This is a genomic window from Hyphomicrobium sp., from assembly GCF_019753045.1.
Classification (GTDB): domain Bacteria; phylum Pseudomonadota; class Alphaproteobacteria; order Rhizobiales; family Hyphomicrobiaceae; genus Hyphomicrobium_B.
This window is the reverse complement of record NZ_JAIELN010000019.1, coordinates 65,690-86,555: the sequence shown is the minus strand read 5'-3', so window position 1 is coordinate 86,555 and position 20,866 is coordinate 65,690. Positions and strand designations below refer to the sequence as shown.

Here is a 20,866-nt window from a genome sequence, read left to right as displayed (position 1 = left end):
CGAAGCCATCATCAAGCTCTACGAGGCGATGGACACGTTCATCCCGATCCCTGAGCGTCCGAAGGATCAGCCCTTCCTGATGCCGATCGAAGACGTGTTCTCGATCTCGGGCCGCGGCACCGTCGTCACCGGCCGTATCGAGCGCGGCGTGATCAAGGTCGGCGAAGAAGTCGAGATCGTTGGTCTTCGCGACACGCAGAAGTCGGTTGTTACCGGCGTCGAAATGTTCCGCAAGCTCCTCGACTCTGGCGAAGCTGGCGACAACGTCGGCTGCCTCCTTCGCGGCATCGACAAGGAATCGGTCGAGCGCGGTCAGGTTCTCTGCAAGCCGGGCTCCGTTAAGCCGCACAAGAAGTTCGCTGCCGAAGCCTACATCCTGAACAAGGAAGAGGGTGGCCGTCACACGCCGTTCTTCACGAACTATCGTCCGCAGTTCTACTTCCGCACGACCGACGTTACGGGCACCGTTAAGCTCGCCGAAGGTACGGAAATGGTTATGCCGGGCGACAACGTTTCGGTCACCGTCGAACTGGTTCAGCCGATCGCCATGGAAGAGAAGGTCCGCTTCGCCATTCGCGAAGGCGGCCGCACCGTCGGCGCCGGCGTTGTTACGAAGATCATCGAGTAGCAGGCATTTCAGGGGAAGCGTCCCTTCGGTTCGCTTCCCCCAATCTTTTTTCGCGAGAAGTGAAAGCAAAAAGCCATGCACGGCCAAAACATCCGCATCCGGCTCAAAGCCTTCGATCATCGAATACTCGATGCGTCGACCCGCGAGATCGTGAATACGGCGAAGCGCACTGGTGCTGAGGTTCGCGGACCCATTCCGCTGCCGACGCGCATTGAGCGCTTCACGGTGAACCGTTCGCCGCACATCGACAAGAAGAGCCGCGAGCAGTTCGAAATGCGGACCCACAAGCGTTTGCTCGACATCGTCGATCCCACGCCGCAGACGGTCGATGCCCTCATGAAGCTCGATCTCGCGGCCGGTGTCGACGTCGAGATCAAGCTCTAAAAACCAGAACCAGAACTTACGGGCCCTCTGGCGGAAACGCGAATGGCCCCAACGATAGGAAGGAATGCAAATGCGTTCCGGAGTGATAGCACAGAAGATCGGTATGACCCGGATCTTCAACGACGCGGGCGAACACGTACCCGTCACGGTGCTGCGTCTGGAGAACCTGCAGGTTCTCGCGCACCGCACCGAGGAGAAGAACGGCTATACCGCAATCCAGGTCGGCGGCGGCACGAGGAAACCCTCGCGTCTGACGAAGTCCGAACGCGGCACTTTCGCGAAGGCTGAAGTTGAGCCGAAGCGTAAGTTGGCAGAGTTTCGTGTCAGTCCTGAGAACCTCATCGATGTTGGCGCGGAAATTACCGCAGACCACTTCGTGCCTGGTCAGTTCGTCGACGTGACGGGCACCACCCAGGGTAAGGGTTTCCAGGGTGCGATGAAGCGCTGGAACTTCGGCGGTCTGCGGGCAACCCACGGCGTTTCGGTCACGCACCGCGCCCACGGTTCGACCGGTCAGCGTCAGGATCCCGGCAAGGTGTTCAAAGGCAAGAAGATGGCCGGACACCTGGGTGACGAGCGCGTCACGACGCAGAATCTCGTCGTTGCCAAGATCGATAAGGAACGTGGTCTCGTGATGGTTCGGGGCGCGGTTCCGGGTTCCAAGGGCGGCTGGGTCGTCGTTCGCGACGCCGTCAAGAAGGCCGCGCACGCGGATGCTCCGAAGCCCGGCGCATTCAAGGCGCGTGGCGAAGCTAAGAAGGAAGGCGCGTGATGAAAGCTGAAGTCACCAGCCTCGACTCCGGCAAAGCCGGCGACATTGAGCTTGCCGACGAAATCTTCGGGCTTGAGGTCCGCAGCGATCTCATTCACCGCATGGTGCGCTATCAGACCCTGAAGCGCATGGCCGGCACGCATCATGCTCAGGACCGCTCGGAAGTCGCGGTCACGGGCAAGAAGATGTACAAGCAGAAGGGCACCGGCGGCGCCCGTCACGGCGACAAGTCGGCTCCGCAGTTCCGCGGCGGCGGCAAGGCGTTTGGCCCGAAGCCGCGCTCGCATGCGATCGACATGCCGAAGAAGGTGCGCGCACTCGCTCTTCGTCATGCGCTGTCCTCGAAGGCCAAGGCCGGCGAGATCATCGTCATCGACAAGGCGACGTCGTCGGAAGGCAAGACGGCTGCGCTGAAGGCTCAGTTCGCGAAGCTCTCGCTCGTCAACGCGCTCATCATCGATGGTGCGGACCTCGAGCCGACCTTCGCACGCGCCGCTCGCAACATCCCGAACATCGACGTGCTCCCGATTCAGGGCATCAACGTCTACGACATCCTTCGTCGTAAGAAGCTGGTGCTGACCCGGGCCGCCGTCGCAGCGCTGGAGGCGCGCTTCAAATGACGAGCAAACGATCCGCTTACGACGTCATCGTCGCGCCGGTCATCACCGAGAAGGCGACACTCGCCTCCGAGGCGAACCAGGTGATCTTCAAGGTCAAGCGCGACGCGACGAAACCCGAGATCAAGTCTGCCATCGAAGGCTTGTTCAAGGTCAAGGTGAAGGGCGTCAATACGATCGTCCGCAAGGGCAAGCAGAGAACGTTCAAGGGCGTCAAGGCGCTGTTGAGTGATACGAAAAGGGCAATCGTGACGCTCGAGGAAGGCCATTCCATCGACGTGACGACTGGGCTCTGAGGATAACGCACCATGGCGCTTAAGACATACAACCCGACATCGCCCGGACGTCGCCACCTGATCCAGGTCGACCGTTCGATGCTCTGGAAGGGCGGTCCACTCAAGACGCTCGTCGAGGGCAAGACCAAGACCGGCGGTCGCAACAGCGATGGCCGCATCACGTCACGCCACATCGGCGGCGGCGCGAAGCAGTCCTATCGCCGGATCGATTTCCGTCGCCGGAAGTTCGATTCGCCCGCGAGTGTCGAGCGCCTTGAGTACGATCCGAACCGGACCGCGTTCATCGCTCTGATCAAGTACGAGGACGGCACGCAGTCCTACATCCTGGCGCCGCAGCGCCTGGCCGTCGGCGACAGCGTCGTCGCAGGACAGAAGGTCGACGTGAAGCCCGGCAACGCGATGCCGCTTTCGGCGATGCCGATCGGCACGATCGTGCACAACGTCGAAATGAAGCCCGGCAAGGGCGGTCAGGTCGCGCGTTCTGCTGGTTCGTTTGTTCAGCTCGTCGGCCGCGACTCTGGTCAAGCGGTGTTGCGCTTGAACTCGGGCGAGACGCGCAAGGTCAGCGCCGAGTGCATGGCGACTGTCGGTGCGGTTTCGAACCCCGACCACATGAACACCGTCACCGGCAAGGCTGGCCGCACGCGCTGGCAGGGCCGCCGTCCGACGGTTCGCTCGATCGCAATGAACCCGGTCGATCACCCGAACGGTGGTCGTACGAAGGGCGGCAAGCACTGGGCGACGCCTTGGGGCAAGCCGACGAAGGGCTTCAAGACTCGCAAGAACAAGACGACCACGAAATACATCGTACGCTCGCGCCAAAAGGCGAAGAAGTAGCGGCGAACTGAAGGAGATCGACTTTGACACGTTCAGTCTGGAAAGGTCCGTTTGTTGACGGCTACCTCCTTAAGAAGGCGGACAAGTCGCGCGCATCGGGGCGCAACGAAGTTATCAAGATCTGGAGCCGCCGCTCTACGATCCTGCCCCAGTTCGTCGGCCTGACCTTCGGCGTGCACAACGGCCAGAAGCACATCCCCGTCAACGTGACGGAAGACATGATCGGCCACAAGTTCGGTGAATTCGCACCAACCCGTATCTTCCACGGACATGGCGGCGACAAGAAAGCGGTGAAGAGATAATGGGCAAGCCAAGCCATGAGCGGCGCCTCCCCGACACCGAGGCCCAAGCAGTTCTCAAGTCGCTGCGCATTTCACCGCAGAAGCTCAACCTCGTCGCGGGTTTGATCCGTGGTAAGAAGGTTGATCAGGCGTTGGCCGTTCTCGAGTTCAGCGAGAAGCGCATCGCCGGCGACGTCCGCAAATGCGTGATGAGCGCCGTTGCAAACGCCGAGAACAATCATTCGCTCGACGTCAACGATCTGATCGTTGCTGAAGCGTTCGTGGGTAAGAACCTGGTCATGAAGCGCTTCCACGCTCGTGGCCGTGGCCGCGGCGCTTCGATCATGAAGCCTTTCTCTCAGCTGACCGTCATCGTCCGTCAGGTCGAAGAGGAAAAGGCCGAGAAGAAGAAGAAAGCCGGAAAGAAGTCCGCGTCGAAGCCCGCCGCGGCGGCCAAGGAGGCCAAGTAATATGGGTCAAAAAGTCAATCCCGTCGGCCTCCGTCTCGGTATCAACCGGACATGGGACAGCCGCTGGTTCGCTGCTCGCGGCGAATACGGCAAGCTGCTGCATGAGGACCGTGCGATCCGCGCTCACATCATGAAAGAGCAGCGTGAAGCCGGCATCTCGAAGGTCGTCATCGAGCGCCCGCACAAGAAGTGCCGCGTCACGGTCATGACCGCACGTCCCGGTATTCTGATCGGCAAGAAGGGCGAAAAGATCGAGCGTCTCCGCGCTGATCTCGCAAAGCTGACGAGCTCGGAAGTTCACCTGAACATCCTCGAGATCCGCAAGCCCGAGATCGATGCCACGCTGATCGCCGAAGGCATCGCCCAGCAGCTCGAGCGCCGCGTTGCGTTCCGCCGTGCAATGAAGCGTGCCGTTCAGTCGGCGCTGCGTCTCGGCGCAATCGGCATTCGTATCAACGTTGCCGGCCGTTTGGGTGGCGCTGAAATCGCCCGTACGGAATGGTATCGCGAAGGCCGCGTGCCGCTGCACACGCTCCGCGCCGATATCGACTTCGGCTACGGCGTTGCACGTACGGCCTACGGCATCATCGGCATCAAGGTTTGGGTCTTCAAGGGCGAGATCATCGAGCACGATCCGATGGCCTCCGACCGGAAGCTCACTGAAATGCAAGAAAGCGGCGCACCGCGCCCCCGTCGTGACGATGACCGCGGCGAACGCCGTGACCGTCGTCCGGGACGTGGCGGACGCGGTGGTGGACGTGGTGGTGCAGGCGGCGGCAACGCGCCCGCGGCCTCGGATGCCGGCTCATCGACGCCAGAAGCGTAAGGATCCCAGAGGCAACTCATCATGCTGCAACCGAAACGGACGAAGTTCCGCAAACAGTTTAAGGGCCGCATCCACGGCGCCGCCAAGTCGGGCACCACGCTCGCTTACGGCGAAGTGGGTCTGAAGGCCATGGAGCCGGAGCGCCTGTCGGCGCGCCAGATCGAAGCCGCTCGTCGCGCCATCGCACGTCACACGAAGCGTGCCGGCCGCATGTGGCTCCGCATCTTCCCGGACGTGCCGGTGTCGAAGAAGCCGGCCGAAGTCCGCATGGGCTCCGGTAAGGGTTCGCCCGAGCTTTGGGTGGCGCGCGTCAAGCCGGGCCGCATCATTTTCGAGCTCGGCGGTGTCAATCAGCAGGTGGCGAAAGAGGCTCTCATTCTCGGAGCCGCCAAGCTGCCCATCAAATGCCGCGTCGTTACGCGGATCGAATAGGCGAGGTGATAGTCATGGCCGACAATTTAAAGGGCATGTCGCTCGATCAGCTCGATGAACAGCTGGCGAAGCTCAAGAAGGAGCAGTTCAACCTGCGCTTTCAGCGGGCTTCTGGCCAACTTGAAAATACGGCGCGCATCCGGCTCGTCCGTCGAGATATCGCGCGCATCAAGACCGCAGCCGTTGCCCGGCGCGGTGGCAGCGTCAAAAAAGGCGCGTAAGGGAGAACGAGATTATGCCGAAGCGCGTGCTGCAGGGAGTCGTGGTATCCGACAAGAACGACAAGACCATCGTCGTTCAGGTCGAGCGTCGCTACACCCATCCGCTGCTGAAGAAGACCGTGCGCCGTACGAAGAAGTATCACGCGCACGACGAACAGAATTCGTTCAAGGTTGGCGACCAGGTCTCAATTGAAGAGACCCGGCCGATTTCCAAGAACAAACGTTGGATTGCGATAGCCAGTTGAGGTTATAAGCCTCGATTCGCCGAGCGATCGAACGCCGGGAGCCGCCTTTCCAGCCGTCGGAGAGTTGGGAGTTTTTCCCAAGACCCCGCGAGCCAGAACGGGCAAATGTAGAGATGGGCTTCGAGAGCAAGGCTCTTAAGGCCGTGAAAGAAGGAACGACGCGATGATCCAGATGGAGAGCAATCTCGACGTCGCCGACAACTCGGGCGCGCGCCGCGTTCAGTGCATCAAGGTGCTGGGCGGCTCGAAGCGCAAATATGCGACGGTGGGTGACACCATCGTTGTCTCCGTCAAGGAGGCGATCCCGAAGGGCCGCGTCAAGAAGGGTCAGGTGATGAAGGCCGTGATCGTTCGCGTCGCGAAGGGTATCCGCCGGGCCGATGGCTCGCTGATCCGCTTCGACCGCAACGCCGCCGTTCTGATCAACGCCAATGGCGAGCCTGTCGGAACGCGTATTTTCGGACCCGTAACGCGTGAGCTTCGCGCGAAGAACCATATGAAGATCGTATCGCTTGCGCCGGAGGTCCTCTGATGTCGGCATTTAAAATCAAGAAGGGCGACAAAGTCGTCGTTCTCGCCGGCCGCGACAAGGGCAAGCGGGGCGAAGTGATCGAGATCCGCCCCAAGGAACACCGCGCGCTCGTTCGCGGCGTCAACATGGTGCGCCGTCACCAGCGCCAGTCGGCGTCGCAGGAAGGCGGCATCATTTCCAAGGAAGGTCCGATCGACCTCTCGAACCTCGCGATCGAGGACCCCAAGGACGGCAAGCCGTCGCGCGTCGGATTCAAGGTTCTTGAAGACGGCAAGAAGGTCCGCATCGCAAAGCGCTCGGGTGAGCAGATCCCGGAGAAGAACTAGGCCATGGCAAAAGATACAGCAAAAGGCGCCAAGCCTCAGGGCGGCTCGCCGCAAGGCGCAGGCGAAAACAAGAAGGCGCGCGCCGACAAGAAGGCAGCAGCCCCGTCAGCTCCGCGCGAGCCGGCAGCTCCGCGTCCGGCTGATTACAAGCCGCGCCTCAAGTCTCATTACGAGAAGGTCGTCCGCGACGCTCTCAAAGAGAAGTTCGGCTACTCGAACGTGATGCAGATCCCGCGTCTCGAGAAGATCGTGATCAACATGGGCGTTGGCGAAGCCGTCAACGACCGCAAGAAAGTTGACGTCGCGGCATCCGATCTCGCTTTGATCGCCGGCCAGAAGCCGATTATCACGCGTGCCCGTAAGGCCATCGCGACGTACAAGCTTCGCGAAGGCATGGCGATCGGCGCCAAGGTGACGCTGCGCGGTGACCGCATGTACGAATTTCTTGATCGGTTCGTAACGATCGCTCTGCCGCGCGTGAAGGACTTCAGGGGCCTGAACCCGAAGAGCTTCGACGGCCGTGGCAACTATGCGACCGGCCTCAAGGAGCACCTCGTGTTCCCCGAGATCGACTACGACAAGGTCGACAACGTATTGGGCCTCGACGTGATCGTTTGCACGTCGGCCAAGACTGACGAAGAAGCCCGTGAATTGCTCAAGGGCTTCAACTTCCCGTTCCGTAGCTAGAGGACCTCGGCAGAAGCCGAAAGGCCTTTGGAGGAGATGAAATGGCTAAGACCAGTTCGATTGAAAAGAATAACCGCCGCCGCAAGATGACGGCCGAGCAGGCTCCCAAGCGCAAGCGCCTGAAGCTGCTCGCCAAGGACCGTACGAAGACGCCGGAAGAGCGTTTCGCCGCGCGCCTGAAGCTTGCCGAGATGCCGCGCAACGGCTCGAAGGTTCGCATCCGCAATCGTTGCGAGATTACCGGCCGCCCCCGCGGCAACTACCGCAAGCTCAGGATGTGCCGCAACCAGCTCCGCGAGCTGGCGAGCCAGGGCCGTATCCCGGGCATGGTCAAGGCGAGCTGGTAAGAGGAAGCATCAATGTCCGTGAATGATCCGTTGGGCGATATGCTGACCCGCATCCGGAACGCTCAGATGCGTCGCCGGCCGAAGGTCGCCACCCCCGCTTCTAGCCTCCGCGCCCGCGTCCTCGACGTGCTCGCCGAGGAAGGCTACATCCGTGGCTACAGCCGCGTCGAATTGAAGGGCGAACTGCCCCAGTTCGAAATTGAGCTCAAGTATTACAATGGCCAGCCGGCCATCCGTGAGATCGAGCGCATTTCGAAGCCGGGCCGTCGCGTCTACTCGGCAGTAAAGGGAATTCCGATCGTCGCCAACGGCCTCGGCGTTGCTATTCTGTCGACGCCGAAGGGTGTCATGTCGGACTCGAAGGCTCGCGAAGCCAACGTCGGCGGCGAAGTCATCTGCAACGTATTCTAAGGCTGAGGCTCAGGCCTCGGCGAAACAAGGTTCGAATAAGCCATGTCGCGCATCGGTAAGAAACCCGTTCCGGTCCCGTCGAACGTGACGGCGACGATCAGCGGTCAGACCGTCAAGATGAAGGGTCCGAAGGGCGAGCTCGCCTTCACGGTTCCCGACGCTTTGAAGGTCCAGCGCACGGACGAAGGCATTGACGTCAGCCTTCTCGAAGATACGAAGCTTGCACGCTCCGAGTGGGGCATGTCGCGGACTCAAATCGCGAACCTCATCAAGGGCGTGACCGACGGTTACAGCCAGGATCTCGAGATCCATGGCGTCGGCTTCAAGGCCACGATGAAGGGCAAGGACACGCTGACGCTTTCCGTCGGCTACAGCCACGACGTCGTGCTGAAGATCCCGGCGGGCGTTGACGTAAAGGTCGGCGGCGCCAAGCAGGAACTGGTGTCGGTTTCCGGCATCGATAAGCAGGCGGTGGGCCAGGTGGCATCCATCATCCGTGCCTCCCGCAAGCCGGAGCCCTATCAGGGCAAAGGCGTGCGCTATAAGGGCGAATACATCCTCCGCAAGGAAGGCAAGAAGAAGTAGGACCGGCACCGATGGCCAACAGCAACCAGAAATTTACGAACCGCAAGGCGCGTGTTCGCAGAAGCCTCCGGGCCGCCTCGAACGGTCGTCCGCGGCTTTCTATTCACCGCTCGTCGGAGAATATCTACGCGCAGGTGATCGACGACGTGAAGGGCGTAACGCTCGCATCGGCTTCGACACTTGAAAAAGACGTCAAGGGCTCGCTCAAGACGGGTGCCGACAAAGCAGCAGCTGCTGCTGTCGGCAAGCTCGTCGCCGAGCGCGCTGTCAAAGCCGGCGTCACTGAGGTCGTCTTCGACCGCGGCGGCTTCCTGTTTCATGGGCGCGTCAAGGCGCTCGCCGATGCCGCCCGCGACGGCGGCCTGAAGTTTTAAGAGATACCCGAGAGGAACCGAAACGTGGCACGTGGACCCCAGAGAGACCGTGGCAGAGATCGCGAGGAGCGCGACAGCGAGTTTTCCGATAAGCTCGTTCACATCAATCGTGTCGCCAAGGTCGTTAAGGGCGGTAAGCGCTTCGGCTTTGCTGCGCTCGTCGTCGTCGGCGACCTGAAAGGCCGCGTCGGCTTCGGCCACGGCAAGGCGCGTGAGGTTCCGGAGGCGATCCGCAAGGCGACCGAATCTGCAAAGCGCAACCTTCTTCGCGTGCCGCTCCGCGACGCGCGCACGCTGCACCATGACAGCGTCGGCCGCCACGGCGCCGGCAAGGTCATCCTGCGCTCGGCTCCGGCCGGTACGGGCATCATCGCAGGCGGCGCAATGCGCGCCGTGTTCGAGATGGTCGGCGTTCACGACATCGTTGCGAAGTCGATGGGTTCGACGAACCCCTACAACGTTGTCCGCGCGACGTTCGACGCCCTCAAAGGGCAGGAAAATCCGCGCGGCGTCGCAGCGCGTCGCAACAAGAAGGTTTCCGACATCGTGTCGCGTCGTCGCGACGGCTCGGCCGCGGCCGAGGCTGGTGCGGACGTCTGAAGAACATAAATGAAGCGCAGGCCTCGTCCTGCCGCTTCAAAAAGGGACCTGAGGTTACGATATGGCGACGAAGAAGACGATCACGCTGAAGCAGGTGCGGAGTGCCAACCGGCGCCCCGAGCGGCAGACCGAAACGCTGATCGGCCTTGGGCTGAACAAGCTCGGTCGCACCTCAACGGTTGAAGACACGCCGGCCGTACGCGGCATGCTGAATAAAGTTCAGCATCTCGTTCAGGTCGAAGAAGGGAAATAAGCACCATGCGGCTGAACGGCATTAAAGATAACCCAGGCGCCAAGAAGACCCGCGTCCGCATCGGTCGCGGCATCGGCTCGGGTATGGGCAAGATGGGTGGCCGCGGCGGCAAGGGCCAGACGGCTCGTACAGGCGTCGCGATCGGCGGCTTCGAAGGCGGTCAGATGCCCTTGCATCGTCGTCTGCCGAAGCGCGGCTTCAACAAGTGGCGCCCTGAGCATTTCAACGAGATCAACGTCGGCTCGCTGCAGCAGGCAATCGAGGACAAGCGCCTCGATGGCTCCAAGCCTGTCGACCTGGCGTCGCTGATCGAGGCTGGCATCGTGCGCCGTGCAAAAGACGGCCTTCGCCTCCTCGGCGACGGCGAGATCAAGTCCAAGATCTCGATCACCGTCAATCACGCGTCTGCAAAGGCTAAGGAAGCGATCGAGAAGGCCGGCGGCAGCGTCACGCTGATCGAGCGCAAGGTTCTCGCCGCGGACGAGGAAAAGCGTAAGAAATCGGCCGCCAAGAAGGCCGCACAGGGCAAGAAGCCCGGCGCTGCCAAGTCGGAAGAATAATACGAGCGCGCAATGAGGCGGGGAAACCCGCCTGATTTCGCGTTCGAGGCCGGAAGGCGCTGGAAACGGCGCAATCCGGGCCCAAGTTGCGATAGCGCCCCTTGGTGTCGTCGCAACGGTTAGGAGAAGAGACCAATGGTTTCCGCTGCCGAGCAGCTTGCTTCCAATCTGAACTTCAGCGCCTTCGCGAAGGCGGAGGATTTGAAGCGGCGCCTGTGGTTCACGCTTGGCGCATTGATCGTTTTCCGCCTCGGCACGTTCATTCCGCTGCCGGGCATCAATCCCGCTGCATTCGCCGAAACGTTCAAGTCGCAGGCTGGCGGCATCCTGGGCATGTTCAACATGTTCTCGGGCGGCGCACTCGAGCGTCTGGCGATTTTCGCGCTGAACATCATGCCGTACATCTCGGCGTCGATCATCATGCAGTTGATGAGCTCGATCTCGCCGAAGCTCGAAGCTTTGAAGAAGGAAGGCGAAGCGGGCCGTAAGCAGATCAACCAGTACACGCGGTATCTGACGGTCATTCTCGCGGCGCTCCAGGCTTATGGCATCGCCGTCGGCCTCGAAGGTTCGCGAAACGCGGCCGGCGCCGTGGTCCTGGAACCGGGCATGTTCTTCCGCCTGACGACGGTCATCACTCTTGTCGGCGGCACCGTTTTCCTGATGTGGCTCGGCGAGCAGATCACGCAGCGTGGCGTCGGTAACGGCACATCGCTGATCATCTTCGCAGGCATCGTCGCGGGACTTCCCGGAGCGTTGGTACATCTCTTTGAGCTGTCGCGCACCGGCTCGATCTCGCCCGGAATTCTCGTGTTCTTCCTGGCGTTGGCTCTGGCCGTCGTCGCCGCGATCGTGTTCTTCGAACGCGCTCAAAGACGTCTGTTGGTCCAGTATCCGAAGCGACAAGTCGGGAACAAGATGTTCCAGGGCGAAGCTTCGCATCTGCCGCTGAAGCTCAATTCCTCGGGCGTTATTCCGCCGATCTTCGCCTCTTCGCTTCTGCTTCTGCCGATCACGGTCGCGCAGTTCACGGCGGGTCAGGGTCCGGAATGGCTCAACGAAGCGGTTGCAGCTCTTGGCAGCGGCCAGCCGCTCCACATGCTCGTCTACGCGCTGTTGATCCTGTTCTTCGCGTTCTTCTACACGGCGGTTGTGATCAACCCCAAGGAGACGGCGGATAACCTTCGCAAGTACGGCGGCTTCCTTCCCGGTATCCGCCCCGGCGAAAAGACGGCCGAATACATCGACTATGTCTTGACCCGCATCACGGTCGTCGGCGCTCTCTACCTGGCCGCGGTCTGCGTACTGCCCGAGATCTTGACGTCGTATGCCGGTATTCCGCTCTACTTCGGCGGCACCTCGCTCCTCATCGCCGTCAGCGTTACGATGGACACGGTCGCCCAGGTCCAAAGCCACCTCATCGCTCAGCAGTATGAGGGCTTGATCAAGAAGGCTAAGCTTCGCGGAGCGCGTCGATGATCCTGATGCTGCTTGGACCGCCGGGGGCGGGCAAGGGTACACAGTCTCAGCTGATCTCCGAGCGCCTCGGACTGCCGCAGCTCTCAACCGGCGACATGTTGCGCGCCGCTGTTAAGGCGGGCTCGCCGGTCGGCCTCAAGGCGAAGAAGATCATGGCCGAAGGCGGCCTCGTCAGCGACGAGATCGTCATCGGCATCATCGCCGACCGGATTTCCGAGCCTGATTGCGCCAAGGGGTTCATTCTCGACGGATTTCCGCGCACGCTGGCCCAGGCCGACGCGCTCGACGACCTCTTGAAATCCAAGGGCCGCCACATCGATTGCGTCATCGAGCTCAAGGTTGACGATACCAAGCTCGTCGAGCGGATAGAATGTCGCGCCCGGGAGACGATCGCGGCCGGCGGCACCGTCCGTGCCGACGACAACGCTGAAGCCCTAAAAACGCGCCTGATTGCCTACTATCGCGAAACGGCGCCGCTGATCGGCTTCTATTATGCTCATCGGCTGCTGAAATCGGTGGACGGCATGGCGCCGATCGCCGACGTCAGCCGCCAGATCGGCGAAGTTTTGAACCAATTCCAGCATGCGTGACACAAAGAAGCACGGATTGACGGAAGGGATGACCCGAGGTAGAAGACACAACTTTCTTTTAGGGCTCAACTTGATCCGGACCAGGGCACGAAACCCCGGTACTGCGGTCGTTGCGCCTATTTGCACTTGAGAATTCGTCAAAAACAGCATCGTTAATCGGCTCGAGATTTAAAGGCAGGAGACTGAAGTGGCCCGCATCGCAGGCGTCAACATTCCAACGGGTAAGCGCGTCGAGATCGCGCTTCGTTACATCCACGGCATTGGCCCGAAATTCTCGAAAGAGATTTGCGAGAAGTGCAGCATTCCAGCCGATCGCCGCGTCAGCCAGCTGACCGACGCCGAGGTCCTGCAGATCCGTGAAACGATCGACCGCGATTACACGGTCGAAGGCGACCTTCGCCGCGAAGTCCAGACGAACATCAAGCGTCTGATGGACCTCGGTTGCTACCGCGGTCTTCGTCACCGCAAGGGCCTGCCCGTACGCGGTCAGCGCACCCACACGAACGCCCGCACCCGCAAGGGCAAGGCTGTTCCGATTGCAGGCAAGAAGAAGGCGACGAAGTAGTTCGTCACTTAAAGGATTTCATGCACGCCATCTGGCGCGCGCAACGATTTACGCCTCTGCTTGAACGAGGCATGGAGCAACGACGGTAATGGCCAAGGAAGCAGCGGCAGCACGCGGCAAAGTTAAGAAGCGCGAGAAGAAGAACATCACGTCGGGCGTCGCACACGTCAACGCGTCGTTCAACAACACGATGATCACCATCACGGACGCCCAGGGCAACACGATCGCGTGGTCGTCTTCCGGCACCAAGGGCTTCAAGGGCTCGCGCAAGTCGACACCGTATGCCGCGCAGATGGCCGCCGAAGATGCCGGCAAGAAGGCCCAGGAGCACGGCATGAAGGTGCTCGAGGTCGAGGTTTGCGGTCCGGGTTCGGGTCGTGAATCGGCTCTCCGCGCGCTCCAGGCTGTCGGCTTCCAGATCACTTCGATCCGCGACGTGACGCCGATCCCGCACAACGGCTGCCGCCCGCGCAAGCGCCGCCGCGTCTAAACGAGATTTTACGCGCGCCGGGACCGCTCGGCGCGCTGCCACTTGTGAATGTAAGTACCGCCAAGAGATTCCGCGGCCCGCTCCCCCGTCCGCGCAAAACTAACGAGGTTTCTCGTGAACGTTCTCCAGAAGAACTGGCAAGATCTGATCAAGCCGTCGAAGCTTGAAATTCAGTCCGGCCGCGACCGCTCGCGCATCGCGACCGTCGTAGCAGAACCCCTTGAGCGCGGCTTCGGCATGACGCTCGGAAACGCGCTGCGCCGCGTGCTGCTGTCGTCGCTTCAGGGCGCCGCTATCAAGACCGTGCAGATTGACGGCGTGCTGCATGAGTTCTCGTCCGTTCCGGGCGTCCGCGAGGACGTGACGAACATCATCCTCAACATCAAGGAAATTGCGCTCCGCATCCATTCGGAAGGCGTGAAGCGTATGGTGCTGAAGAAGGAAGGTGCAGGCCCCGTCACGGCAGGCGACATCGAAGCATCGTCCGAAGTTGAAGTGCTGAACCCCGAGCACGTGATCTGCCACCTCGACCAGGGCGCAGCGATCCGCATGGAGTTCACGTCCGACATCGGCAAGGGTTACGTTGCCTCTGACCGCAACCGTCCCGAGGACGCGCCGATCGGCCTGATCCCGGTCGACAGCCTTTATTCGCCGGTCAAGAAGGTTTCCTACAAGGTCGAGAACACTCGCGAAGGTCAGATCCTCGACTACGATAAGCTGACGATGGTCGTCGAAACGGATGGCTCGATCCGTCCTGAGGACGCAGTCGCTCTCGCAGCCCGCATCCTCCAGGATCAGCTCGCTGTCTTCATCAACTTCGAAGAACCGAAGAAGGCCCAGGAAGAGCAGCGTCATCCGGAGCTCGCATTCAACGCCGCGCTCCTCAAGAAGGTCGACGAGCTCGAGCTTTCGGTTCGTTCTGCGAACTGCCTGAAGAACGACAACATCGTCTACATCGGCGATCTCATTCAGAAGACCGAAGCCGAAATGCTTCGCACGCCGAACTTCGGCCGGAAGTCGCTGAACGAGATCAAGGAAGTCCTGGCGACGATGGGTCTTCACCTCGGCATGGAAGTGCCGAACTGGCCGCCGGACAACATCGACGAGCTGGCGAAGCGCTTCGAAGATCAGTACTAAGACTCACTACCGCCCGGCGGCTAACTCTCGGAACGAGAGACATCGGGCGCAAACTACGCACTGCCGCGCTCGGCGGCTAACTCTCGAAACGAGAGACATCGAGCGCAAATTACGCACTGCCGCGCTCGGCGGCCGGCTCTCGAAACGAGAGACATCGAGCGCAAATTACGCACTGCCGCGCTCGGCGGCCGGCTCTCGGAACGAGAGTCGCCGAGCGCAAACAAAAAAGACAGGCGAAGGTGAGGCCATAGAACCTCCCGCGCCGAACCGGTTGGCGAAAGCCGACGGTCAATACAAGCTCCGGCGTGTGCCGCGAGCCAACAATGTAAGGATGAAGACACTATGCGACACAAGAAGCTTGGCCGCCGCTTTGGCCGTCACGTCGGTCACCGTCAGGCAATGTTCTCGAACATGGCCGCAGCTCTGATCAAGCACGAGCAGATCGTCACCACGCTGCCGAAGGCGAAAGACCTGAAGCGCGTCGTCGACAAGTACATCACGCTCGCGAAGCGCGGCGACTTGAACTCGCGCCGCTTGGCAATTGCCCGCCTCCGCGATGAAGACATGGTCAAGAAGCTCTTCGACGTTCTCGGACCGCGCTACAAGACCCGCAACGGCGGTTATACGCGCGTGCTGAAGGCCGGTTTCCGTTACGGTGACAACTCACCTCGCGCCGTCATCGAACTCGTCGATCGCGACGAGAGCGTGAAGGGCGCCGAAGACAAGGCCCGTCACGAAGCGATGCTCGCCGAGCAGGCCGCTTCGAACTGAGCTTCGTAAGAGATTACACAGTTTTAAAAACCCCGGCGCCCTAAAGCGCCGGGGTTTCGCTTTGAGGGCTCTGGCGCGATCGGATCGCAGGCGCGGGATTTAGTCTGCAGGCGATGCGCGCAACGATGTGCCCTCTTCAGCTGGGGCGCACACTAAGACCCCTGTTGTTGCAGGCGTGTGACGCGCGCCCGCCGGGGTTGCGGCCCGGGCAGAACAGCGCCTGAAACCGAGATTCCACGGCCATTTTGTTGCGCTTGCCATCCGGCCGCATTCTGCAACATTATCCGATAGATCGGAGCGCGAGGGGCGCACCGGCGGCCGATAGGTGTCTTGCGGAATGGCAACAAATCCTCCGGTCGTCGTCACCGGCGCGAGCGGCCTCATCGCCAAATATACGATCGCCGAATTCCTGCGGCGCGGCTTCGCGGTCCGGGGAACGCTCCGAAGCATGGATAAGGCGGACGAAGTCCGCCGCGCGGTCGTCAAGCTCGGCTGCGACCCTGAGAAGGTATCATTTATCGTTGCCGATCTTTCGGGTGACGGCGGATGGGATGAAGCCGTCGCCGGCAGCCAAATCGTCGTTCATACGGCGTCGCCGTTTCCGATCGCCCAGCCGACCGATCCCGAAGAGGTGATCCGACCTGCAGTCGATGGAACCTTGCGCGTGTTGAAGGCCGCGACGCGAGGCGCCGTCGGGCGCGTGGTCCTCACCTCATCGACTGTCGCGATCTTCTATCCGAGTGACGTTCCCAAGGGCCACGTCTATTCGGAAGCCGACGTCACGGATGAAACGCGCCGCGATCTGACCCCCTACATAAAGTCGAAGACGATCGCCGAAAAAGCGGCTTGGGATTTCTCCGAGTCGGAGCCTGGCGCTCCCGGCCTCGTCGTCATCAATCCAAGCTTCGTGCAGGGGCCCGCGCTCGACGGCGACCTATCGACATCGCACGAGCTTTATCGCGTCATGGCGCGCGGCGTTTATCCGGCCGTCCCGAGGATCAGTTTCCCGGTCGCCGACGTGCGGGATGTGGCCGCAGCGCACGTCAAAGGCGCACTTGTGCCGGATGCGGAGGGCAACCGCTATCTGATCGGAGAAGGGCAGGTAAGCCTCTATGGGCTCGGCCGGATCGTGGCGCGCGAGTTGCCGGATCTCGCCTCCAAGGTCCCAAAGTTCGAGCTTCCCGATTTCGCCGTGCGGGCACTAGCCACCGTCGACAAAAGGATGCGAACAGTTCTGCCCGAGCTCGGCGAGCAAAAGGCTTATAGCAACGAAAATGCAAAGAAGGGCCTTGGCCTCGACCTGCGACCTGCGGACGACGCCGCAACGGCCGCGATCCGATCATTACGAGAGCTCAGGTTGATCTAACCGGGCTCCTGGACATATTTCTCCCGGCTGATTGGACTAGATCAGGGCCGCGCGATATTTGACCACCACGTTTCCCACCTGGAAGAACTCATCGATGACCATGAAAAACGTCGTTCTGGTTTGCGCCGCCGCCATCTTGGGCCTGAGCGTTGCGCCGAAGCTTTTCAGTCCGGCCGAGGTCTCGTTTGCCCAGGAGAAAGTGCCGCCGCCCTCGCGTGAAGCCGCGCAGTATTCATTTTCACCGATCGTGAAAAAAGCAGCGCCCGCGGTCGTCAACGTCTATGTCCGAACCCGCGTCCAGACGTTCGACTCCCCATTCGCCAACGATCCCTTTTTCCGTCAGTTCTTCGGCAGGGCGCTTGGCCGTCCGTCGGAACGGGTGATGAGTTCGCTCGGCTCCGGTGTCATCGTCAGCCCTGACGGCCTGATCGTCACCAATACCCACGTGATCAAGGGCGGCGGTGACACGGCCATCCGCGTCGCGCTGACAGACAAGCGCGAGTTCGATGCAAAGGTCATCGCTCAAGATGAGAAAGCTGACATTGCCGTCCTGAAGATCGACGGCGCTGAAGGAAGCTTCCCCTATCTTCGCTTCGACGATTCCGACAGCCTCGAGGTCGGCGATCTCGTCCTGGCGATCGGCAACCCGTTCGGCGTCGGCCAGACTGTGACGAGCGGCATCGTCTCGGCTTTGTCGCGCTCCGAGGTTGGACAATCCGATAGCCAAGTCTTCATTCAGACCGACGCCGCCATCAACCCCGGCAACTCGGGTGGAGCGCTCGTCGATATGTCGGGCCGCCTCGTCGGCATCAATACGATGATCTATTCGCAATCGGGGGGCTCCGTCGGCATCGGCTTCGCGATCCCGTCGAACTTGGTACGCCTCTACGCTGACAGCGCCGCCGGAGGCCGGAAAGTCGAAAGACCATGGATCGGTGCCAAGCTCGAGGCCATGTCCCACGACATTGCCCAGGGCCTTGGTCTCAACCGTGTTTCCGGCGCCGTCGTGACCCGCCTTTATGATAAGGGCCCTGCAGCGGACGCCGGCCTGGAAGCGGGCGACGTTATCATCGCCGTTGATGGCGTCGAAGTCATCGACGCGCGCGGTGTCTACTATCGCCTCACCACGAAAGGCATCGGTCAGAGCGCGCGCCTGACCGTCCTCCGCAGCAACAAGCCGGTCGATATCAATCTGCGGCTCGTCGGCGCGCCGAAGCCCGGCAAGGACGATGCGAAAAACCTGTCGGGCAACCATCCGCTCGATGGCGCGAGAATTTCGAACATCCTCCCGTCGGTCGCCGATGAACTTGGGCTGGACCAGTCGGAGGGGGTTGTTGTCACCTCCGTGCGCGATGGATCGACGGCCCAGACGTTCGGCTTCAAGCCGGGCGATATCATCGCCGCAATCGGTGCCGATCAGATCGCCAACGTCGAAGACGCGGAAAAGGCCCTCTCGACCCGCAAACGGCTATGGCAGATCTCGGTCAAACGCGGCGAGCGCGTGCTGCAGCTCCAAGTGCCTGGCTGAAACAGGTCCCGGGCTGAATCCTCGTCACGATAAGGTGCCGTTAACCGTGTCGGCGTCCGACAGCCCGGTCCGTCGACAAGCTGACAAATTCATAGCCGACGGTGCGTCGAGCGGCGGTGCCGCGATAGATGGTAGTTCGCGTAACGGGGGTTCGCCGATGGCCGATAGTCGTGGTGTGCTGATCATCGGCGAGGGCGCCGTCCTCAAGGGTGAGGTCAAGAGCGGCGGCCAGAAGGTCGAAATCTGGGGCTACGTCGAGGGCAAGGTTTCCGCCTCCGAAGTTATCGTCCAGGAAGGCGGCCAGCTCTTCGGTACCGTCAATTCCGACACCGCCGAAATCCGCGGGCACATCCAAGGCGATGTGCGGGTTCAGCAACTCATCCAGATCAAGAGCACCGGCCACGCCGCCGGAAAAATCAAATACGGCCGCCTGTCGATGGAAGAGGGCGGCGAGCTATCCGCACACGTGCGCAACATTCCCCCGACGATCGGCGGCGACCTGGATCTCACCGTTCCGAAGGGCGGCGCGGTCCGCATCACGACGGCCGACCTCAACGCCCTCGATCCGGACGACAAGCCCGAGGATCTGCATTTTCAAATCTCGAACGCCGCCGGCGGCTATCTGGCGCTTTCGAGCAACCCGAAGCTTCCGGTCAGCTCCTTCTCCCAAGCCGACCTCGAGAAGGGCATCGTCTATTTCGCGCACGACGGCTCGGACGCTCAGAAAGCCCGGTTCAACGTCCAGGTAACGGACCTCTCCGGCGCCAGCTCCGGCCCCGCAAAGACCGTCAACGTCGCGGTGCGCGCTTAGGACGTGGTTTGATCCTTGGTGGAAGCGACAGCTTTGCCATTTGGACGGCGCCCCGGCGGCCATATATAAACCCCGCATGGCCAATCTCTTTGAAGCTGCCGGACTTGAAAAAGGCGCACCGCGTCCGCTCGCCGACCGTCTGCGCCCGAAAACGCTCGCCGAGGTCGTCGGCCAGGACCACATCGTCGGGCCCGACGGCACGCTGACGCGCATGCTGAAAAGCGGCCGCGTCCCGAGCCTCATTTTCTGGGGACCGCCGGGATCCGGCAAAACGACGATCGCGCGCCTACTCGCCAACGAAACGAAGCTCGCATTCGAGCAGCTTTCCGCGATCTTTTCGGGCGTCGCCGATCTTCGCAAAGCCTTCGATCGCGCCAAGATGATGCGCGAGCAGGGCAAAGGCACGCTGCTCTTCATCGACGAGATCCATCGCTTCAACCGCTCGCAGCAGGACAGCTTCCTGCCGTACATGGAAGATGGGACGATCACGCTCGTCGGCGCAACGACGGAAAACCCGTCCTTCGAACTCAACGCCGCTATTCTCTCGCGCGCCAACGTCCTTGTGCTGAACCGCCTCGACGATGCAAACCTGGAGAAAATCCTGGCGCGCGCCGAGACCGAGGTTGGCCGCCCGCTGCCGCTGAACGACGATGCCCGCGCCGCGTTGAAGGGCATGGCCGATGGTGATGGCCGCGCCATTCTCAATCTCGTCGAGGACGTATTCGCCGCCGTACCGGCGAAGGCCAAGCCGCTCGATCGCGAAACCTTGGTGAAGCTCGTGCAACGCCGTGCGCCGCTTTACGACAAGTCGCGCGAAGGCCACTACAATCTGATCTCGGCCCTGCATAAGGCCGTGCGCGGATCAGATCCCGACGCGGCGCTCTACTATTTCTGCCGCATGCTCGATGGCGGCGAAGACCGTCTCTTTCTCGCTCGCCGGTTGGTGCGCATGGCGGTCGAAGACATCGGCCTCGCAGATCCGCAGGCACTCGTCGTCTGCAATGCGGCGAAGGACGCTTTCGATTTTCTCGGAAGCCCCGAAGGCGAGCTGGCATTGGCCGAAGCGGTCATCTACGTAGCGACGGCGCCGAAATCAAACGCCAACTACGTCGCCTTCAAAGCTGCGATGCGGGCCGCGAAGGAGCACGGCTCGCTGTCGCCTCCGAAGACGATCCTGAACGCGCCGACGAAGCTGATGGAGGAGGAGGGCTACGGCTCCGACTACCTTTACGATCACGATCAGCCGGACGCATTCTCGGGCCAGAACTATTTTCCGGACGAGTTCCGGAAGCGCCCGCGATACTACGATCCGCCCGAGCGCGGCTTCGAGCGCGAGATCAGGAAGCGCCTGGACTACTGGGCGAAGCTCCGCGCCGAACGGAATAAATAATTACAAAGTCCGATCAAGCGTCCCATCGTACCGGCGATTTTTAAGTTTTGGTAAG

31 protein-coding genes and 1 pseudogene are annotated in these 20,866 nt (G+C 61.4%); all 32 read left to right on the top strand.

Annotation, left to right across the window (positions count from 1 at the left end):
* Positions 1–628, top strand: a 628-nt coding sequence (locus K2Q04_RS19090; RefSeq protein WP_291166487.1) for an EF-Tu/IF-2/RF-3 family GTPase, incomplete at its 5' end; no start/stop codon positions are given.
* A 75-nt stretch (positions 629–703) separates the two neighbouring features.
* Positions 704–1,012 (top strand): 30S ribosomal protein S10, encoded by a 309-nt coding sequence (gene rpsJ / locus K2Q04_RS19085; RefSeq protein WP_013215045.1) that lies wholly within the window; start codon positions 704–706, stop codon positions 1,010–1,012.
* 70 nt (positions 1,013–1,082) lie between these two features.
* Entirely contained in the window at positions 1,083–1,784 is a 702-nt protein-coding gene (rplC, locus tag K2Q04_RS19080) for a 50S ribosomal protein L3 (protein WP_291166485.1), read from the top strand.
* On the top strand, positions 1,784–2,404 hold the full coding sequence (gene rplD, locus K2Q04_RS19075; RefSeq protein WP_092866893.1) for a 50S ribosomal protein L4: 621 nt from the start codon (positions 1,784–1,786) through the stop codon (positions 2,402–2,404). The genes rplC and rplD overlap by 1 nt, the downstream gene beginning before the upstream one ends.
* Positions 2,401–2,697 (top strand): 50S ribosomal protein L23, encoded by a 297-nt coding sequence (locus K2Q04_RS19070; RefSeq protein ID WP_291166482.1) that lies wholly within the window; start codon positions 2,401–2,403, stop codon positions 2,695–2,697. Before rplD ends, K2Q04_RS19070 begins: the two co-directional genes overlap by 4 nt.
* Positions 2,698–2,709: 12 nt before the next feature.
* Positions 2,710–3,534 (top strand): 50S ribosomal protein L2, encoded by an 825-nt coding sequence (rplB, locus tag K2Q04_RS19065; protein WP_291166480.1) that lies wholly within the window; start codon positions 2,710–2,712, stop codon positions 3,532–3,534.
* Positions 3,535–3,557: 23 nt separating this feature from the next.
* Positions 3,558–3,836 carry a 30S ribosomal protein S19 gene (gene rpsS / locus K2Q04_RS19060; RefSeq protein ID WP_045835880.1) on the top strand — a complete coding sequence of 93 codons (279 nt, stop codon included), beginning with the start codon at positions 3,558–3,560 and terminating at the stop codon, positions 3,834–3,836.
* A pseudogene (gene rplV / locus K2Q04_RS19055) lies at positions 3,836–4,216 on the top strand (50S ribosomal protein L22); the annotation flags it as partial. The gene rpsS and the pseudogene rplV, both read left to right, overlap by 1 nt.
* A 70-nt stretch (positions 4,217–4,286) precedes the next feature.
* On the top strand, positions 4,287–5,111 hold the full coding sequence (gene rpsC, locus K2Q04_RS19050; RefSeq protein WP_291166478.1) for a 30S ribosomal protein S3: 825 nt from the start codon (positions 4,287–4,289) through the stop codon (positions 5,109–5,111).
* Positions 5,112–5,132: 21 nt separating this feature from the next.
* Positions 5,133–5,543 (top strand): 50S ribosomal protein L16, encoded by a 411-nt coding sequence (gene rplP / locus K2Q04_RS19045; RefSeq protein WP_045835883.1) that lies wholly within the window; start codon positions 5,133–5,135, stop codon positions 5,541–5,543.
* Positions 5,544–5,557: 14 nt separating this feature from the next.
* A complete protein-coding gene (gene rpmC, locus K2Q04_RS19040) occupies positions 5,558–5,764 on the top strand; it encodes a 50S ribosomal protein L29 (protein ID WP_092866883.1) in 207 nt (68 codons plus the stop codon).
* 14 nt (positions 5,765–5,778) lie between these two features.
* A complete protein-coding gene (rpsQ, locus tag K2Q04_RS19035; RefSeq protein ID WP_092866881.1) occupies positions 5,779–6,009 on the top strand; it encodes a 30S ribosomal protein S17 in 231 nt (76 codons plus the stop codon).
* 163 nt (positions 6,010–6,172) lie between these two features.
* On the top strand, positions 6,173–6,541 hold the full coding sequence (gene rplN / locus K2Q04_RS19030; protein ID WP_013215056.1) for a 50S ribosomal protein L14: 369 nt from the start codon (positions 6,173–6,175) through the stop codon (positions 6,539–6,541).
* Positions 6,541–6,867: a 50S ribosomal protein L24 gene (gene rplX / locus K2Q04_RS19025; protein WP_045835886.1), complete on the top strand. Its 327-nt coding sequence runs from the start codon at positions 6,541–6,543 to the stop codon at positions 6,865–6,867. The genes rplN and rplX overlap by 1 nt, the downstream gene beginning before the upstream one ends.
* Before the next feature lie 3 nt (positions 6,868–6,870).
* A complete protein-coding gene (gene rplE / locus K2Q04_RS19020; protein WP_291166473.1) occupies positions 6,871–7,554 on the top strand; it encodes a 50S ribosomal protein L5 in 684 nt (227 codons plus the stop codon).
* Positions 7,555–7,595: 41 nt separating this feature from the next.
* The gene (gene rpsN, locus K2Q04_RS19015; RefSeq protein WP_045835888.1) at positions 7,596–7,901 is read left to right on the top strand and encodes a 30S ribosomal protein S14; all 306 of its coding nucleotides are present in this window, start codon (positions 7,596–7,598) and stop codon (positions 7,899–7,901) included.
* A gap of 12 nt (positions 7,902–7,913) precedes the next feature.
* Positions 7,914–8,312 (top strand): 30S ribosomal protein S8, encoded by a 399-nt coding sequence (rpsH, locus tag K2Q04_RS19010; protein WP_045835889.1) that lies wholly within the window; start codon positions 7,914–7,916, stop codon positions 8,310–8,312.
* Positions 8,313–8,354: 42 nt separating this feature from the next.
* Positions 8,355–8,897 (top strand): 50S ribosomal protein L6, encoded by a 543-nt coding sequence (rplF, locus tag K2Q04_RS19005; protein ID WP_291166468.1) that lies wholly within the window; start codon positions 8,355–8,357, stop codon positions 8,895–8,897.
* Between the two features lie 11 nt (positions 8,898–8,908).
* Positions 8,909–9,271, top strand: a complete 363-nt coding sequence (gene rplR, locus K2Q04_RS19000; RefSeq protein ID WP_291166466.1) for a 50S ribosomal protein L18 — start codon at positions 8,909–8,911, stop codon at positions 9,269–9,271.
* A gap of 24 nt (positions 9,272–9,295) precedes the next feature.
* Positions 9,296–9,871, top strand: a complete 576-nt coding sequence (rpsE, locus tag K2Q04_RS18995) for a 30S ribosomal protein S5 (protein WP_291166464.1) — start codon at positions 9,296–9,298, stop codon at positions 9,869–9,871.
* A 61-nt stretch (positions 9,872–9,932) separates the two neighbouring features.
* Complete coding sequence (gene rpmD / locus K2Q04_RS18990) at positions 9,933–10,124, top strand: 50S ribosomal protein L30 (RefSeq protein WP_291166461.1); 192 nt, start codon at positions 9,933–9,935, stop codon at positions 10,122–10,124.
* 5 nt (positions 10,125–10,129) lie between these two features.
* Complete coding sequence (gene rplO, locus K2Q04_RS18985) at positions 10,130–10,684, top strand: 50S ribosomal protein L15 (RefSeq protein ID WP_291166459.1); 555 nt, start codon at positions 10,130–10,132, stop codon at positions 10,682–10,684.
* A gap of 135 nt (positions 10,685–10,819) precedes the next feature.
* Positions 10,820–12,163 (top strand): preprotein translocase subunit SecY, encoded by a 1,344-nt coding sequence (gene secY / locus K2Q04_RS18980; RefSeq protein WP_291166457.1) that lies wholly within the window; start codon positions 10,820–10,822, stop codon positions 12,161–12,163.
* The gene (locus tag K2Q04_RS18975; RefSeq protein ID WP_291166454.1) at positions 12,160–12,753 is read left to right on the top strand and encodes an adenylate kinase; all 594 of its coding nucleotides are present in this window, start codon (positions 12,160–12,162) and stop codon (positions 12,751–12,753) included. The genes secY and K2Q04_RS18975 overlap by 4 nt, the downstream gene beginning before the upstream one ends.
* 187 nt (positions 12,754–12,940) lie before the next feature.
* The gene (gene rpsM / locus K2Q04_RS18970) at positions 12,941–13,318 is read left to right on the top strand and encodes a 30S ribosomal protein S13 (RefSeq protein WP_092866863.1); all 378 of its coding nucleotides are present in this window, start codon (positions 12,941–12,943) and stop codon (positions 13,316–13,318) included.
* An 88-nt stretch (positions 13,319–13,406) separates the two neighbouring features.
* A complete protein-coding gene (gene rpsK, locus K2Q04_RS18965; RefSeq protein ID WP_045835898.1) occupies positions 13,407–13,808 on the top strand; it encodes a 30S ribosomal protein S11 in 402 nt (133 codons plus the stop codon).
* A gap of 114 nt (positions 13,809–13,922) precedes the next feature.
* On the top strand, positions 13,923–14,945 hold the full coding sequence (locus K2Q04_RS18960; protein ID WP_291166452.1) for a DNA-directed RNA polymerase subunit alpha: 1,023 nt from the start codon (positions 13,923–13,925) through the stop codon (positions 14,943–14,945).
* Between the two features lie 342 nt (positions 14,946–15,287).
* Positions 15,288–15,716 (top strand): 50S ribosomal protein L17, encoded by a 429-nt coding sequence (gene rplQ / locus K2Q04_RS18955; protein ID WP_291166450.1) that lies wholly within the window; start codon positions 15,288–15,290, stop codon positions 15,714–15,716.
* 337 nt (positions 15,717–16,053) lie between these two features.
* Positions 16,054–17,082: an NAD-dependent epimerase/dehydratase family protein gene (locus K2Q04_RS18950; protein WP_291166448.1), complete on the top strand. Its 1,029-nt coding sequence runs from the start codon at positions 16,054–16,056 to the stop codon at positions 17,080–17,082.
* Between the two features lie 94 nt (positions 17,083–17,176).
* Positions 17,177–18,610 carry a Do family serine endopeptidase gene (locus K2Q04_RS18945; protein ID WP_291166446.1) on the top strand — a complete coding sequence of 478 codons (1,434 nt, stop codon included), beginning with the start codon at positions 17,177–17,179 and terminating at the stop codon, positions 18,608–18,610.
* Between the two features lie 157 nt (positions 18,611–18,767).
* Positions 18,768–19,421: a cadherin-like domain-containing protein gene (locus K2Q04_RS18940; protein ID WP_291166444.1), complete on the top strand. Its 654-nt coding sequence runs from the start codon at positions 18,768–18,770 to the stop codon at positions 19,419–19,421.
* 76 nt (positions 19,422–19,497) lie between these two features.
* Positions 19,498–20,811 (top strand): replication-associated recombination protein A, encoded by a 1,314-nt coding sequence (locus tag K2Q04_RS18935; RefSeq protein ID WP_291166442.1) that lies wholly within the window; start codon positions 19,498–19,500, stop codon positions 20,809–20,811.
* The last annotated feature ends 55 nt before the right edge of the window (positions 20,812–20,866 follow it).